The sequence below is a fragment of the Kitasatospora sp. NPDC091276 genome (assembly GCF_040684355.1).
In the GTDB taxonomy this organism is placed as follows: Bacteria; Actinomycetota; Actinomycetes; order Streptomycetales; family Streptomycetaceae; genus Kitasatospora.
This window is the reverse complement of the sequence record NZ_JBFBFU010000067.1, coordinates 1-14639: the sequence shown is the minus strand read 5'-3', so window position 1 is coordinate 14639 and position 14639 is coordinate 1. Positions and strand designations below refer to the sequence as shown.

Genomic DNA, 14639 nt, shown 5'->3' with positions numbered 1-14639 from the left:
GATGGGCGAGGGCCTCGCGGCGTCCGGGAGCTACGGGGTCAGCCCCCGGACGGGTTCCTGGGAGCACCGCCACCGCCGAAGCCACCGCCGCCGAAGCCGCCACCGCCGAAGCCACCCGCGCCACCCGCACCGGCGGCCGCGCCCTCGACGAGCTGGCTGGCCGCGTAGCCGCCGTTGGCGTCGGGGGTGCCGACGACGGTCACGCTCTGGCCGGGCTGGAGGTCGGCGACCTTGCCCTCCTTGTTGAGCTGGACCTTCGTCGCGTCGCCGGTGGTGACCTTGACGGTGTTGCCGTTGGCGTCTGTCAGGTAGACGGTGGTGCCGTCGACGGCCTTGACCGTGCCCCGGGTGAGCCCGGCCTGCCCGCCCTGGCTCTGACCAGTGCCCTGGCCCTGACCACCGCCCTGACCACCCCGGCGGGAGCCGCCCTGCCCGTACCCGCCACCGCTCGCCCCGGCCGCCCCGGCCGCCCGCTGCTGCGGCACAGCCCCAGAGGCCGTCGCGTGCGAGGAGCCGCTCTTCGTCCCGTGGTTCTGCTGGTACCAGACCCCGCCCGCGAAGGCCCCGCTGGCGATGACGCCCCCCGCCAGCACCAGGCTGAGCCAGGGCAGCTTGCGCCGCGGCGGGGCGGCGAGCTCGGCGGTGACGTCGCGGGCGTCCGGCGGGGTGGCGAGCAGGGCGACCTGCTCGGCCGGCGTGCTGCTGCTGACCGTGGCGATCTCGTTGCTCATGGGAGTCCTACTCGTGCCGGAGGGCGTCGATCGGCCGCAGCGAGGCGGCCCGGTTGGCGGGGTAGCTGCCGAAGAACAGCCCGATGGCGACGGCGATGCCGAACGCGCCGATCACGGATTCGGGGATCACCACCGGTTTGATGCCGACGATGCTGAAGTGCGAGCCGGCGATCCCGGCGGCCACCCCTAGGCCGGCGCCGAGCACCGAGAGCAGGGTCGACTCGGTCAGGAACTGCCCGAGGATCACCGCGCGCGGGGCGCCGAGCGCCTTGCGGATGCCGATCTCCCTGGTCCGCTCGGTGACCGTCACCAGCATGATGTTGGTGATCCCGATCCCGCCGACGAGCAGCGAGATCGCCGCCACCGCACCGAGCAGCACGGTGAAGGTCTTCGTGGTGCTCTCCCTCGCCGTGAGCAGCGAGGACTGGCTGGTGATCCGGAAGTCGGCCTTGGTCGGGTCGGCGATCGCGTGGGTGCCGAGCAGCACCCGGGTGATCTCGGCCTGGGCCGCGGTCGTGCTGTCGGCCGAACTGGCCTGCACCAGGATCTGGTTGACGGCCCCGAAGCCGGTGAAGGCGTTCTGCACGGTCGGCAGCGGGGCGATCACCACGTCGTCCGGGTCGGTGAAGCCGCTGCCGCCCTTGGCCTGGAGCACGCCGACCACGGTGAACGGCGTGCCGCCGAGGACGATCTTCTTGCCGACCGGGTCCACGGTGTCGAACAGCTGCTTGGCCGTCGTGGCGCCGAGCACCGCGACCTTGCGCGAGCCGAGCACGTCGTCGTCGGTGAAGTACTCGCCGTGCGCGACCTTCTGGTTGGCGGTCTCGAAGTACGCCGGGTAGGTGCCGACGATCGAGCCGGGGCTGTACGAGATGTCCCCGTACAGCGCCGTCCCGCTGGTGGTGACCACCGGGGCGACCGACCTGATCGCGGTCGAGTCGGTGTCGGCGGCCAGCGCCTTGGCGTCGGCGACCGTCAGCTTCTTCACCGAGGAGGTGGCACGGGAGCCGCCGCTGGCCGAACCGGAGCTGACCGTGAGCGAGTTGGTGCCGAGCGAGGTGATCGACTCCTTCACCGCGACCGACGAGCCGTTGCCGACGGCCAGCAGCAGGATCACCGAGGCGACGCCGATCAGCACCCCGAGCATGGTGAGCGCCGAGCGCACCTTGTTGGCGGCCAGGCCGCCGACCGCGAAGCGGAGCATCTGCCAGAGGATCACGCCGACACCCCCAGTTCGCGCAGCAGCGGCGGCGGCCCGTCCACCGGGGCCTGCCGGACGTCGCTGACGATCCGGCCGTCGACCAGCCGGAGCACCCGCTTGGCGTGCCGCGCGACTTCGTCCTCGTGGGTGATCAGGACGACGGTGCGGCCGGTGGCGTTGAGCGCGTCGACGAGGTCGAGGACCTCCTCGGTGGAGCGGCTGTCCAGGTTGCCGGTGGGCTCGTCGGCGAGCAGCATCGCCGGTGCGGTGACCAGTGCCCGGGCGACCGCGACGCGCTGCTGCTGGCCGCCGGAGAGCTGGTTGGGCCGGTGCCCGGCGCGCTCGGCGAGGCCGACCAGGGAGAGCGCGGCCAGGGCCCGGCGGCGCCGCTCCGAGGCCCGGACGCCCGCGTAGGCGAGCGGCAGCTCGACCTGGGCGAGCGCGGTGGTGCGCGGGATCAGGTTGAAGGACTGGAAGACGAAGCCGATCTTGCGGTTGCGGACCAGCGCGAGCTGCCCCTCGTCGAGGTGGCCGACGTCGATGCCGTCCAGCAGGTAGCGGCCGGCGGTCGGGACGTCCAGGCAGCCGAGGATGTTCATCATGGTGGACTTGCCGGAGCCGGAACTGCCCATCACCGCGACGTAGTCGCCCTGGTGGATGTTCAGGCTGACGCCGAGCGGGCCGCCGGTGTCCGGGTCCTCCGGGCCGTGCAGCGCGTGCACGACGGCGTCGCCGTGCCCGTACGCCTTGGTGATCCGGCGCAGCTGGATGACGGGCGGGGGCGCCGCCGGGACGCGCTTGTCGATGACGTGACGCATGCTCAGCCCTTACCGCCCCGGCCGGCCCCGCCGCCGCCGGCGGCACCGCCGCCCCCGCCGACGCCCGCCAGGCCGGCGCCGCCGCCCTGGCCGCCACGGCCCTGGCCGCCGCCGATCCCCGGGAAGGAGGCGTTCGGGAAGCCGTTGCCGCCGCTGGTGGTGGGGAGTTCGACCTTGTCGCCCTCCTTCAGCCCGGAGACCACCTGCACCGTGCTGTCGCCCTCGACGCCGACCCCGACGCTGACCCGCTCGCTGGAGCCGTCCGGGTGCACCACGGTCGCGGTGCGGCTGGCGCCGGTGCCGGAGAGCGCGGAGGTGGGCAGTGACAGCGCGCTGTCCGCCTCGCCGGTGATCACCTGGACGGTGGCGCTGAGGCCGGTGCGCAGCGCGCTGGTGTCACCGCTGAGCTGGAGCGTGGCGGCGTACTGGACGGCCGTCGAGCCGACGCTGCCGCCGCTGCTGCTGGGCAGCGAACTGACGGACAGGACACTGGCGTTGAGCTTGGTGTCGGACTGCGCGTTCAGGGTGACGGTGGCCGCCTCGCCCTTCTTGAGCTTGAGCGAGTCCAGTTCGGAGAAGTTGGCGGTGACCTGCATCCCGGTCGGGTTGGTCAGCACGATGAAGCCGCTCGGCGCGCCGCCCGAAGCGGTGCTGCCGGTGGACGACTTGCCGGTCGACCCGGTCGACCCGGTGGAGCCCGACGAACCGGACGAGCCGCCGGAACCCGCGCCGCCCACGGTGTCGCCGACCTTCGCCGAGACGGACGCGACCGTCCCGTCCACCGAGGCGGTCAGGGTGGTGCCGGTCAGCGCCGCCTGGGCGTTGGCGAGGGTGGTCTGCGCGGTGGCGACCTGCTGCTGGGCCTGGGCGACGGCCGCGTCGTCGACCTTGGTGGTGGTGATGGTGGTGGTCTGCGGAGCGGGCGTGCTGTTCGCGCCCGCTCCGCGGTCCCCACCACCGCCGCCGTTGCCGCCGGCGCCGGAGGTCGCACCCGGCAGCGGCTGGGTGGTCGTGGTGGTGACACCGGCCTGCGCCTTGGTGAGGTTGGCGTTGGCCGTGGTGAGGGACGCCTGGGCGGCGTCCACCTGCTGCTGGGCGGCCGTGGTGTCGACGGTGGCGAGCACCTGGCCCTTCTTGACGGCGTCCCCCACCGCGACCTTGACCGAGGTGAGCCGGCCGCCGGTCGCGAAGTCCTGGGCCGCGTCGGTCGGTGAGACCAGGGTGCCGGTTCCGGACACGGTGGCCAGGACCGTTCCCTTGGCCACGGTCGCCGTACGGATCTGGGTCTTGCCGGCGGCGGCACTGGTGCCGCTGTTCACTGTGGCGTACACCAGGGCGGCACCGCCCAGGAGCGCCACGCCGAGCGCGGAGTTGACGAGGACGACGCCTCGCCGTCGCGGGAGCACCTTCATGCCGGACAGCTTTCCTGGGCGCTCTTGCGGAGCCCTGGGCGCGGGCTGGGAGAAGACTGACCGGGCGGATCCGGGCATTCCGGTCACACCGCCCGGTTCGCGCGGGCGCCTTGGCCGTGCCGTGGGCCGTCGTTGGCCGAACTCCCAGCGGGCTCCCAGTGAGTTCCGGTGAGTTCCGGTGATCTCCAGCCGTCCGGCAGCGCCCCGGGTCCCACCGCCGACCGGCCCCAGACCCCCGGGAACGCCGTAGGGGCGCACCGCGAACGGCGCGCCCCTACGAAGAAGGGAGGGATCAGAGCGACTTGCGGAACGCCTCGGCCACCGAGAGGAAGATCGAGTTGCCCTCGGTCTCACCGATCGAGATCCGGACGCCCTCCGGGAACGGCCGGACGATCACCCCGGCCTCGGCGCACGCGACGGCGAACTCCTGCGAGCGCTCGCCGAGGCCCAGCCAGACGAAGTTGGCCTGCGAGTCCGGGATCTCCCAGCCCTGGGCGCGCAGCCCGGCCACCACCCGGGTGCGCTCCTCGACCAGCGCGTCCACCCGTTCCAGCAGCGCCTCCTCGGCGCGCACCGAGGCGACGGCGGCGTTCTGGGCGAGCTGGCTGACGCCGAACGGGACGGCGGTCTTGCGCAGCGCGTTGGCCACCGGCTCGTGCGCGATCGCGAAGCCGACCCGCATGCCCGCGAGCCCGTACGCCTTGGAGAAGGTGCGCAGCACGCAGACGTTGGGGCGGTCCCGGTAGAGGTCGATGCCGTTGGGCACCTCGGGGTCGCGGATGAACTCGATGTACGCCTCGTCGACGACCACCAGGACGTCGGACGGGACGGCGTCCAGGAAGCGCTCCAGCTCGGCGCGGTGGATCACGTTGCCGGTGGGGTTGTTGGGGTTGCAGACGAACACCAGCCGGGTCTTCGGGGTGATCGCGGCGAGCATCGCGTCCAGGTCGTGGTCGCCGGCCTCGGTGATCGGCACCGGGACGGGGGTCGCGCCGGCGACCTGGGTGATGATCGGGTACGCCTCGAAGGAGCGCCAGGCGAAGACCACCTCGTCGCCGGGGCCCGCCGTGGCGAGGATCAGCGACTGGGCGACGCCGACCGAGCCGGTGCCGGTGGCGATGTGCTCGACGGGCACGCCGAAGCGCTCGGCCAGCACCTCGCTGAGCTCGCCGACGGCCATGTCGGGGTAGCGGTTGAGCGAGCCGGCCGCCGCGACCGCCGCCTCCAGCACGCCGGGCAGCGGGTCGTACGGGTTCTCGTTGGAGGACAGCTTGTACGCGTCGGCGCCGGCCGGCTTGCCGGGCTTGTAGGTGGGGATGCCGTCCAGGGTCGGCCGCAGCCGCGGGCCCTGCGCTGACGTACTCGTCACGGTCCTACTCCTTCTCGATGCTGTCCGCGCGCGTTCGGCACGCGTTCGGCGCGTGTTCTGCGCGTGTTCTCCGGTGCGGTCGCCCCCGCCACCTGTGGGATCGCCACCGTGCCCGGGATCTCGGAACGCGTCCGGGGCACCCCGGTCGGGTGCCTTGAACGATACCGACCGCGCTCACCCGTAGGGGTGAGATGCCCGGTCGGGTGACAGGCGCAGATCAGCCATTCTGCCGGGTTCCTTTGGCACATGTCAGAGGTAAGACGGCTGGTTTCGTGCGGGTATCGAAGGAGCGCACCCCGGCTCACTCTTGGAGAAACGTATCTCCGAGGGCTCCCGATGCGCCGGTCACAGACCCTTGTCAGGAGCCATACGATCGGTCCGCCATGACAGCAGCAGCCAACCAGAGCGGTCGGCGTCCCACCACCTCACGGCGTCTGGAGCGGGCCGGCATCCGGGATGTGGCAGCAGCCGCCGGAGTGTCGATCACCACCGTCTCCGACGCGCTGAACGGAAAGGGCCGCCTGCCCGACGAGACCCGCAGCCGGGTGCGCGAGGTCGCCGAGCGCCTCGGCTACCGGCCCTCCGCGGCCGCCCGCACCCTGCGCACCGGACGGTCCGGCCTGATCGGGCTGACCGTCACGACCTACGGTGAAGAACCGTTCACCTTCACGGAGTTCGCGTACTTCGCCGAGATGGCCCGGGCCGCCACCAGCGCCGCCCTCGGCCGCGGCTACGCGCTGGTGGTGCTGCCCGCCTCCTCCCGCCACGACGTCTGGGGCAACATCGCCCTGGACGGCACCGTGGTGATCGACCCGCCCGACCAGGACCCCCTGGTCAGCGAGCTGTACCGGTCCGGCGTCCCGGTCGTCAGCGACGGCAAGCCCGGCAACTGCCCGGTCACCGCCTGGGTCGACAACGACCACGAGGCCGCCGTGCTCGGCATCCTCGACCACCTCTCCGAGGCCGGTGCCCGCCGCATCGGCCTGCTCACCGGCACCAGCACCGACACCTACACCCGGCTCTCCACCGAGGCCTACCTCGGCTGGTGCACCAAGGTCGGCCAGGAGCCGGTCTACGAGGCCTACCCCGCGCACGACCCGGCCGCCGGCGCCGTCGCCGCCGACCGGCTGCTCGCCCGGCCCGACCGGCCCGACGCCGTCTACGGCCTGTTCGACCCCAACGGCACCGACCTGCTCGCCGCCGCCCGCCGCTACGGCCTGCGGGTCCCCGACGACCTGCTGCTGGTCTGCTGCAGCGAGAGCGACGTCTACGCCACCACCGAACCGCCGATCACCACGCTCTCCCTCAAGCCGCGCCGGATCGGCACCACCGTGGTCAACCTGCTCATCGACGCCATCGAGGGCGTCGACTCAGGGACGGGCGTCGACATCGCCCGGCTCTTCCCGCCGCGTTTCCGCACCGCCGGCACCGGCCCGCCACCGGGCACCCTGATGCCGACCGAGCTGATCGTCCGCGCGTCCTCCCAGCGCCGGAGCCCGCGCACCACCGTCAGCCCTCCCCGACTCCCGGGCGAGGTCTAGACCATACCGAGCCGGGACAAAACGGACCTTGCGGGACGGCCCGGCTGACGCTCCGGAGGATTGGATACCCACCAGGTGACGACGCCGGGAGAGTGGTCTTCCTATGATGGGCGAATGACACCCGAGGACCGCTTCCCCGGGCCTGAACACCCCGACTCAGGCCCCCGCCACCAGCCGGACCTCGACGTGCTGCCGTACGGCACCTACTACGAACCGGAGCCCGCCACCGGCTACCCCGGCACGCCGTACGAAGCGGAGACCTACAGCGGCTACGGCGGAGCCCGCTACCTGGAGCAGCACTGGCCCGCCGACGGGCAGGACCACACCGTGCACGCCCCGGAGAACGCCCCGCTCTTCTCCCACCAGGACCACGCCGGTTCCCACCAGGACCACCCCGGCTACGAGCCGGCCCTGCCCGACCAGCAGTCCCCCGCCCACCAGGACCACGCCCACCAGGCCCCCGGCCGCGACGACCCGCCGACCATCGAACTCGGCCCGCCGCTGCCCGACCCCTCCGCACCCAGCTACCCGTACCCCGCCCCCGGCCCCGGCGAGCCCCCCGGCCCGCTCTACGTCGTCGGCGACGTGCACGGCTACCTGGAGGAGCTGCGCGCCGAGCTGCGCCACCAGGGCCTGATCGACGCCGAAGGCCACTGGTCCGCCGGCCGCTCCCGGATCTGGTTCCTCGGCGACTTCACCGACCGCGGCCCCGACGGCATCGGCGTCATCGACCTCGTGATGCAGCTCGCCGCCGAAGCCGCCGCCGCCGGCGGCTACTGCCGCGCCCTGATGGGCAATCACGAGCTGCTCTTCCTCGGCGCCGCCCGGTACGGCGACGAACCCGTCCAGTCCACCGCCGGCACCGCCTCCTTCCTCGCCGCCTGGCGGCTCAACGGCGGCCAGCAGCACGACCTGGACCGGCTGGAGGGCCACCACATCAGCTGGCTCTCCCGGCTGCCCGCCATCGCACTGGAGGACGGCCACCTGCTGCTGCACTCCGACACCACCGCGTACCTGGAGTACGGCGAGTCCATCCCCGACGTCAACGACGCCGTCCACAGCCTGCTCGCCGACGAGGGCGTCGACGAGTGGTGGGACTGCTTCCGCCGCTTCACCAAGCGCTTCGCCTTCCGCGGCGACGCCGGCCCGACGGCCGTCCACGAACTCCTCGACACCTACGGCGGCACCCGCATCGTGCACGGGCACAGCCCCATCCCGTACCTCACCGGCGCGGTGCACGCCGACGACGGCCAGCCGCCGCACATCCCCGGCCCCTACGTCTACGCCGACGACCTCGCGGTGGCCATGGACGGCGGCGTCACCATGGAAGGGCGCCTGCTCGTCGCCCGACTCCCCGTCAACTGAGGCCCGCGGACCGGGGTCGGTCGAACGGGCGTTCCCGGCGCCCGGGCCACCGCACGCGCGCGGGCCGGGGCGCGAAATTCCGGAAACCGACTGTCAGCACGGCCGCGCCCGCCCCTAACATGAGGCACACCACACCCGGCCGCCCGTCCGGCGGCCCGCCTCCGCGCCCGTTTCGGCGCCCCTGAGGGTCCCGCGGCCCCTGGGGCGGAGCGAACCGGGGTCCGCATGAACGGGGTCCCCATGACCAACCCCCCGCCGCTGCTCGCCGAGGACCGCCCGGAATACGAGCGCCTCCTCGCCGAAGCCCTGCGCGACCACACCGTCCTCACCGCCCTGCGCGCCCCCGGCGCGCTCACCACCGACCAGCTGCGCGTCCGCGCCCTGCGCGACGCCGACGCCGTCGCCGCCGCGGCCGCCACCGAGTACACGCACTACACCCGGCTGCGCGAGACCCTGCGCACCACACCCCCGCCGCCCCCGGGCGCCGAACCCATCGCCCCCGGACTGCTCACCCAACTGCGCTCCGCCAACGGCGGCGCCGGGCTCTTCCCCGTCCTCACCGTGCTCACCCCGGTCCTCGCCTGGACCGCCGCCCTGGTCCTGCTGCTCATCGGCTACCTGCTGCGCGCCGCCAACCCCGACCTCACCCTCGCCCGCAGCCTCGTCACCGCCGGCTGGGTCGCCCTCGCCGCCGGAGTCGCCGCGATGGCCATCGGCATCATCGGACTCGTCCTCACCGCCATACGCGACGGCGGCGCCGCCGCCCCGGCCGGCACCGACCCCGAACTCGCCGCCGAACTCGCCGACGCCCGCCGCGAATGGCGCACCGCGCTGCGCGACCGCGGCCTGCTCCCCTACCTGCACACCCACCTGCCCGCCGTCCCCGCCGGCGCCCCCGAGTTCACCAGCCCGGGGTACACCTCACCCGACTTCACCAGCCCGGGCCCCGTCCCCACCGCCGACTACACCTCACCCGACTTCACCAGCCCCGGCGCCGTCCCCACCCCGGCCCCCGACTTCACCGCCCCCGGCTACACCAGCCCCGCCTTCACCAGCCCCGACGACGTCACCTGACACCCGAACCCCGGCCAGTCCAGCAGGAGTTCGGCCGCCGGGGTGCGGTTGCCGGTCGCCGACGCCGCCGCCATGGCCGTGGAGGCCGTCTCCGGGTCGGTGCGGGGCGGCACGACCAGGAGGAGGAAGTGGTCCTGGAAGCCGCGGGTGACGCTGATCGTCGCGCTGCTGCTGGTGAGCCAGTTGATCCTGATCAGGAGGCCGTTCACCACGACGGAACGGGGCACGCCGTCCCAGGCCGAGGTGTCCAGGCCCACCCGGATGATGCGCCCCAGGTGGGCGCCGAGCGCGGTGACCAGGTCCGGCAGTTCGGCCAGCACCCGGTTCGAACGCGGCCACCAGGCACCGTCGAACACCCCGCCCCGCGCCATCGTCGGCTCCAGCACCAGACGTGGCAGCAGCGGGACTCCGGGCACGGACCACGGCCCGGGAGTGGCGGGAACGGGGAGGGGGATCGGCAGCATCAGAAGCCGCCCGTCCGGTCCGCAAGGACCTGTCATGACCCAGGGCGACACCAGCGCCGGTACCGGTATGCGGAATGTCCTCGGTTGTCTCCCAACGGTACTCCGCGGCACCCTCCGACGGGCCTGCCGTCACGGGAGTAGGCTCGAAGACATCCAGGGCATTCCGCATCCCGGTACCCGTTCCGGCTTCGTTCTGGGTGAAGGGTCGTCCGGGCCGTTCCGGCCGGACACCCGGGGACGGGAAGCGGTGACCACCGTGACCACTCACACCCCGCAGGCGGCACGCACCGGCCACGGCCTCACGGTCGCCGACGCGATGGAGCCCTGCGAGTACCAGATAGCCGACGACAGCACCGTCGACCAGGCCAACGACATCCTGCGCGGCGCCCACGTCGAATACCTGCTCGTCCGCGGCCACGACGGCCGGTGCGAGGGGCTGGTCACCCGCACCGGGCTCCACACCTTCCTGGAACACCCCCGGCCAGGCGAGCGGACCTCGATCAGCGCCACGGCGCACCAGCGCGGCCCGTTCGCCTGGCCGGGCCTGGGCCTGGCCCTGGCCGCGATCGCGATGCGGGTCAAGCGCATGGCGGTCTGGCCCGTCGTCGACGACGACGGCTACATCCTCGGCATCCTCACCGCCGACCGCGCCACCGTCCTCCTCGAACCCGCCCCTGCCCCCGCCCTCGCCTGACCCGCCCCGCCCCGCCCCGCCGGACGCCGGGACGCCGCGCCACTACGAAGAGTTGCGTCAGTCAGGGATGGCTCGCGGCGAAGACCTCAACCTCGCACTTTGCCGCACCGCTGCGTTTGATCCTCGCGTCGCTCGTGACCAGCGGTGCACCGAGGGCTTCCGCCAGGGAAGGCCGTCGCCGACAGCCGGTCCCTCCTGCTCACGATGCTGCCGGCAGACCTCGCAGCAACGGCCGACGAGGGGCCCGAGCCGATCGTGACCGCCTGGGATGCCTGACACAACCGTGAGGGCGGTCGTTCCGAGGGTGCGAGGCACCTGGAACGACCGCCCTCACGGTTGTGGCCCTCTCCAGTTGAGGCAGGGACCGCACCTCAGCCGTGGCCGATCGGGATTACTCGCCGAACTCGTCGAACACGCCGCCGAGGTCGCTGGCCACTGCCTGGGCATCACGCCTCTCGATACGGTGGCGCGGCATGAAGTACACCAGCTCGCCATCCTTGAACACCGCGAACGACGGCTCGGACGGCGGGATGTCCGCGAAGTACGAGCGCATCCTCGCGGTGGCTTCCAGGTCCTGTTCGGCAAAGACCGTCAGCAGCCGGTTCGGGCGATTGGAGGTGTCTTCCAGGGCGATGCGGGCGCCGGGGCGGGCCAGGCCAGCCGCACAGCCGTTGACCGCGTTGATGGCCACGAGAGTCAGGCCCGTCTCCGCGTCCTTCATCGCGGCGTCCACATCGCCTGCGGTCAGCAGCTCCTTGAAGCCGATCGAAGTCAGCTCCTCTTTCATGGGCTTGATCAGCAGCGGCGAGTACGGCATACCAGCTCCTCACTGAGGGTGATTGGAACAGCGCTCAGCGTAGTACGCCGGATGTGCCCGCGTCCGAAGTCCGGACAAGTGTGTTGCCGTCCGCCTTCCGTGCGCAGACACGGTGCCGCCCCGGCAAGCGTCGAAGCTCACCGGGGCGGCAGCGAGGTGCAGCTGGACGTCAGTCGGCCAGCGGGAGGTAGACCCGGTTGCCCTGGGCGGCGAACTCGGCGGACTTCTCCGCCATCCCGGCCAGCGCCTCGGCGTCGAACTCGGTCTCCACGGCACTGGACCCGTCACCGTGCTCGGCGCGGATCTTCTGGCTGATCTTCATCGAGCAGAGCTTCAACCCAGAACCAGCACATTCACGCTGGCCAACCACACTGGCGCACCGCCCGGACCGGACGAGACCGTCAGTACGGGAGCAGAACCGTGGTGTCGAGGGTGAAGCCGAACGGCTCGGGGATGTGGATGACCTCCCCGAAATCGGCGTCTTCCCTCATCCGATAGCGACCGGCCTCGGGCTCCCTGAAGAGCGTGACGGTCTTCTGCGCGGCGTCCACCAAAAGGTAGAGCGGGATCTGCATCAGCGGGTAGTCACGGAGCTTGCCGACCCAGTCGTTCTCCGGGTTCGACGGCGAGACGATCTCGACTGCGATGAGAGCCAGCTCGGCCGGAACCCTGTTCTCCGTGGTCGTCATGGCGTCTTCGGGGAGATACGTGAGGTCTGGGTTTCGCAGCTTCGACACCTGAGGAGAGGTCAGGTCCATGTTTCCCGTGGAGAGGTATCCAGCCGGAGCACGGGCCTCGAACTGTCGGCGGACAACGGAGAGGTTCCGCTCGTGGATGGCCGAGGGCGACGCCTGCATGATGACGATGTCACCAGAGAACTCGATCTTGAAGTTCGCCGGGGCGGACCTGCGGAACTCCTCGATCAGGGCGAGGTGCTCAGGGTTCATCTGTCCTCCTGGGGTATGGCCCAGCACCACGCTACCGGCTGATGAGGAGACGCTGCCCCAGGACAGCCTCTTCGGTGTCAAGGGACAGCGCCATCGTCAGACCTTCGTCAGTCGGCCAGCGGGAGGTAGACCTTGTTGCCCTGGGCCTTGAACTCCTCGGACATGGCCTTCATGCCCTCGACGGCTTCCTCGTCGTACTCGGGCGAGGCCGCACCGTTGCCGAACTTCTCATTGATGCTTTTGCTGATCTTCATCGAGCAGAACTTCGGGCCGCACATGGAGCAGAAGTGGGCCGTCTTGGCGGGTTCGGCGGGGAGGGTCTCGTCGTGGAAGGCGCGGGCGGTCTCCGGGTCGAGGGCCAGGTTGAACTGGTCCTCCCAGCGGAACTCGAAGCGGGCGTCGGAGAGGGCGTCGTCCCAGTCCTGGGCGCCGGGGTGGCCCTTGGCGAGGTCGGCGGCGTGGGCGGCGATCTTGTAGGTGATCACGCCGGTCTTGACGTCGTCGCGGTTGGGCAGGCCCAGGTGCTCCTTGGGCGTGACGTAGCAGAGCATCGCGGTGCCCCACCAGGCGATCATCGCGGCGCCGATGCCCGAGGTGATGTGGTCGTAGCCGGGGGCGACGTCGGTGGTGAGCGGGCCGAGGGTGTAGAACGGCGCCTCGTCGCAGATCTCCTTCTGGAGATCCATGTTCTCCTTGATCTTGTGCATCGGGACGTGGCCCGGGCCCTCGATCATCACCTGGACGTCGCGCTCGCGGGCGATCCGGCCGAGTTCGCCGAGGGTCTGCAGTTCGGCGAACTGCGCCTCGTCGTTGGCGTCCGCGATGGAGCCGGGGCGCAGGCCGTCGCCGAGCGAGAAGGTGACGTCGTAGCGCGCGAGGATGTCGCAGAGCTCCTCGAAGTTGGTGTAGAGGAAGTTCTCCTGGTGGTGCGCCAGGCACCAGGCGGCCATGATCGAGCCGCCGCGCGAGACGATGCCGGTCTTGCGGCGGGCGGTCAGCGGGACGTACCGGAGCAGGACGCCGGCGTGGACGGTCATGTAGTCGACGCCCTGCTCGCACTGCTCGACGACGGTGTCCCGGTACACCTCCCAGCTCAGCTCCTCGGCCTTGCCGTCGACCTTCTCCAGGGCCTGGTAGAGCGGCACGGTGCCGATCGGCACGGGGGAGTTGCGCAGGATCCACTCGCGGGTGGTGTGGATATTGCGGCCGGTGGAGAGGTCCATGACGGTGTCGGCGCCCCAACGGGTGGCCCAGGTCATCTTCTCCACCTCCTCCTCGATCGAGGAGGTGACGGCGGAGTTGCCGATGTTGGCGTTGATCTTCACCAGGAAGTTGGTGCCGATGATCGCCGGCTCCACCTCGGGGTGGTTCACGTTGACCGGGATGACGGCCCGGCCGCGGGCCACCTCGGCCCGCACGTACTCGGGGGCGAGGCCCTCGCGCAGCGCCACGAACTCCATCTCGGGGGTGACCACGCCCCGCTTGGCGTAGGCGAGTTGGGTGACGGCGGCACCGCCGCGGCCGCGCAGCGGGCGACGCGGGCGGCCCGGGAAGACGGCGTCCAGGTTGCGCAGGTTTCCGCCGCGCGGCGAGGTGTGCTTGATCCCGTCGTCCTCGGGGCGCGCCTCGCGGCCGTCGTACTCCTCGACGTCGCCGCGCTGGCGGATCCAGGCGTCGCGCAGGGCGGGCAGGCCGCGCCGCACGTCGGGTTCGTAGGCCTGGTCGGTGTACGGGCCGGAGGTGTCGTACAGCGGGACGGTCCTGCCGTTGGTGAGCTGCACCTCGCGGTACGGGACCCGCAGGTCGGGCCGGGACCCTTCGCGGTAGGCCTTGCGCCAGGCCGGGGTGGGGTAGCCGGTGCCGGCGCTGGTGACGGTGGCGGTGGCGGCCTCGGTGCCGCCGGCCTCGGTGCCGCTGTTCCCGGTGCTGCGGGCAGGCTGCGGCTGTGCTTCGAACGTGGTCATCTGACCTCATACTCCCTACGCCGGCATTACCCGGTCAGGTTCCTGCGGTCGACGCAGCCGTCGGTCCGTCCGTCGACGTCCCGGTCAGCGCCCTCTCAGCCCGGTGCTCCGAGCTCCCGCGTCGGCAGGCGGTGTTGCCTGCACATGACGCCCAACACCGTAGCGAGCCGATCGCCGCAGGTCCAGCACGCCTCCGGCCGACCGGACCCCGCGCCAGGAACGCCGAAGGCCCGGCCCCCCGT

The 14639-nt window shown here is 71.9% G+C and carries 14 protein-coding genes and 1 riboswitch; of the genes, 4 read left to right on the top strand and 10 right to left on the bottom strand.

Going from position 1 to position 14639, the window contains the following annotated elements; all coding sequences use genetic code 11:
* Positions 1–38: 38 nt before the first annotated feature.
* The 5 genes from AB0O19_RS38040 to hisC all read right to left on the bottom strand — a co-directional run bounded on the left by AB0O19_RS38040 (position 39) and on the right by hisC (position 5531).
* A complete protein-coding gene (locus AB0O19_RS38040) occupies positions 39–731 on the bottom strand; it encodes a hypothetical protein (protein WP_363626281.1) in 693 nt (230 codons plus the stop codon).
* 7 nt (positions 732–738) lie between these two features.
* Complete coding sequence (locus AB0O19_RS38035; protein WP_363626279.1) at positions 739–1950, bottom strand: ABC transporter permease; 1212 nt, start codon at positions 1948–1950, stop codon at positions 739–741.
* Positions 1947–2750: an ABC transporter ATP-binding protein gene (locus AB0O19_RS38030; RefSeq protein WP_350876857.1), complete on the bottom strand. Its 804-nt coding sequence runs from the start codon at positions 2748–2750 to the stop codon at positions 1947–1949. The genes AB0O19_RS38035 and AB0O19_RS38030 overlap by 4 nt, the downstream gene beginning before the upstream one ends.
* 2 nt (positions 2751–2752) lie before the next feature.
* Positions 2753–4162, bottom strand: a complete 1410-nt coding sequence (locus tag AB0O19_RS38025; protein ID WP_363626277.1) for a biotin/lipoyl-binding protein — start codon at positions 4160–4162, stop codon at positions 2753–2755.
* Positions 4163–4454: 292 nt separating this feature from the next.
* A complete protein-coding gene (hisC, locus tag AB0O19_RS38020; RefSeq protein ID WP_363626275.1) occupies positions 4455–5531 on the bottom strand; it encodes a histidinol-phosphate transaminase in 1077 nt (358 codons plus the stop codon).
* A 383-nt stretch (positions 5532–5914) separates the two neighbouring features.
* On the opposite strand from hisC, the gene AB0O19_RS38015 reads away from it, so the two are divergent.
* From AB0O19_RS38015 to AB0O19_RS38005, 3 genes are all read left to right on the top strand, one after another.
* Positions 5915–7072 carry a LacI family DNA-binding transcriptional regulator gene (locus AB0O19_RS38015; protein WP_363581576.1) on the top strand — a complete coding sequence of 386 codons (1158 nt, stop codon included), beginning with the start codon at positions 5915–5917 and terminating at the stop codon, positions 7070–7072.
* A gap of 114 nt (positions 7073–7186) precedes the next feature.
* On the top strand, positions 7187–8437 hold the full coding sequence (locus AB0O19_RS38010) for a metallophosphoesterase (RefSeq protein WP_363626273.1): 1251 nt from the start codon (positions 7187–7189) through the stop codon (positions 8435–8437).
* 240 nt (positions 8438–8677) lie between these two features.
* A complete protein-coding gene (locus AB0O19_RS38005) occupies positions 8678–9511 on the top strand; it encodes a hypothetical protein (protein WP_363626271.1) in 834 nt (277 codons plus the stop codon).
* Here AB0O19_RS38005 and AB0O19_RS38000 read toward each other — a convergent pair.
* Positions 9469–9975: a DUF5994 family protein gene (locus AB0O19_RS38000; RefSeq protein WP_363626269.1), complete on the bottom strand. Its 507-nt coding sequence runs from the start codon at positions 9973–9975 to the stop codon at positions 9469–9471. The two genes, AB0O19_RS38005 and AB0O19_RS38000, sit on opposite strands and share 43 nt — an antisense overlap.
* 256 nt (positions 9976–10231) lie before the next feature.
* On the opposite strand from AB0O19_RS38000, the gene AB0O19_RS37995 reads away from it, so the two are divergent.
* The gene (locus AB0O19_RS37995; RefSeq protein ID WP_363626267.1) at positions 10232–10669 is read left to right on the top strand and encodes a CBS domain-containing protein; all 438 of its coding nucleotides are present in this window, start codon (positions 10232–10234) and stop codon (positions 10667–10669) included.
* 391 nt (positions 10670–11060) lie between these two features.
* On the opposite strand, the gene AB0O19_RS37990 is transcribed toward AB0O19_RS37995, so the two are convergent.
* From AB0O19_RS37990 to thiC, 4 genes are all read right to left on the bottom strand, one after another.
* Positions 11061–11486, bottom strand: coding sequence for a BrxA/BrxB family bacilliredoxin (locus AB0O19_RS37990; protein WP_363626265.1), 426 nt, complete (start codon positions 11484–11486; stop codon positions 11061–11063).
* Positions 11487–11655: 169 nt separating this feature from the next.
* Positions 11656–11808, bottom strand: a complete 153-nt coding sequence (locus AB0O19_RS37985) for a thiamine biosynthesis protein ThiC (RefSeq protein ID WP_363626283.1) — start codon at positions 11806–11808, stop codon at positions 11656–11658.
* Positions 11809–11887: 79 nt separating this feature from the next.
* On the bottom strand, positions 11888–12433 hold the full coding sequence (locus AB0O19_RS37980; RefSeq protein ID WP_363581590.1) for a Uma2 family endonuclease: 546 nt from the start codon (positions 12431–12433) through the stop codon (positions 11888–11890).
* A gap of 107 nt (positions 12434–12540) precedes the next feature.
* Positions 12541–14397: a phosphomethylpyrimidine synthase ThiC gene (thiC, locus tag AB0O19_RS37975; RefSeq protein WP_363626263.1), complete on the bottom strand. Its 1857-nt coding sequence runs from the start codon at positions 14395–14397 to the stop codon at positions 12541–12543.
* Positions 14393–14527, bottom strand: a riboswitch (TPP riboswitch). Its footprint overlaps the gene before it by 5 nt.
* Positions 14528–14639: the final 112 nt, after the last annotated feature.

Excerpts from the sequence above, each read along its gene's own strand:
- AB0O19_RS38040 (WP_363626281.1), bottom strand. The coding sequence starts at position 731 with ATGAGCAACGAGATCGCCACGGTCAGCAGCAGCACGCCGGCCGAGCAG.
- AB0O19_RS38030 (WP_350876857.1), bottom strand. The coding sequence starts at position 2,750 with ATGCGTCACGTCATCGACAAGCGCGTCCCGGCGGCGCCCCCGCCCGTC.
- AB0O19_RS38025 (WP_363626277.1), bottom strand. The coding sequence starts at position 4,162 with ATGAAGGTGCTCCCGCGACGGCGAGGCGTCGTCCTCGTCAACTCCGCG.
- AB0O19_RS38015 (WP_363581576.1), top strand. The coding sequence starts at position 5,915 with ATGACAGCAGCAGCCAACCAGAGCGGTCGGCGTCCCACCACCTCACGG.
- AB0O19_RS38010 (WP_363626273.1), top strand. The coding sequence starts at position 7,187 with ATGACACCCGAGGACCGCTTCCCCGGGCCTGAACACCCCGACTCAGGC.
- AB0O19_RS38005 (WP_363626271.1), top strand. The coding sequence starts at position 8,678 with ATGACCAACCCCCCGCCGCTGCTCGCCGAGGACCGCCCGGAATACGAG.
- AB0O19_RS38000 (WP_363626269.1), bottom strand. The coding sequence starts at position 9,975 with ATGCTGCCGATCCCCCTCCCCGTTCCCGCCACTCCCGGGCCGTGGTCC.
- AB0O19_RS37990 (WP_363626265.1), bottom strand. The coding sequence starts at position 11,486 with ATGCCGTACTCGCCGCTGCTGATCAAGCCCATGAAAGAGGAGCTGACT.
- AB0O19_RS37985 (WP_363626283.1), bottom strand. The coding sequence starts at position 11,808 with ATGAAGATCAGCCAGAAGATCCGCGCCGAGCACGGTGACGGGTCCAGT.
- AB0O19_RS37980 (WP_363581590.1), bottom strand. The coding sequence starts at position 12,433 with ATGAACCCTGAGCACCTCGCCCTGATCGAGGAGTTCCGCAGGTCCGCC.
- thiC (WP_363626263.1), bottom strand. The coding sequence starts at position 14,397 with ATGACCACGTTCGAAGCACAGCCGCAGCCTGCCCGCAGCACCGGGAAC.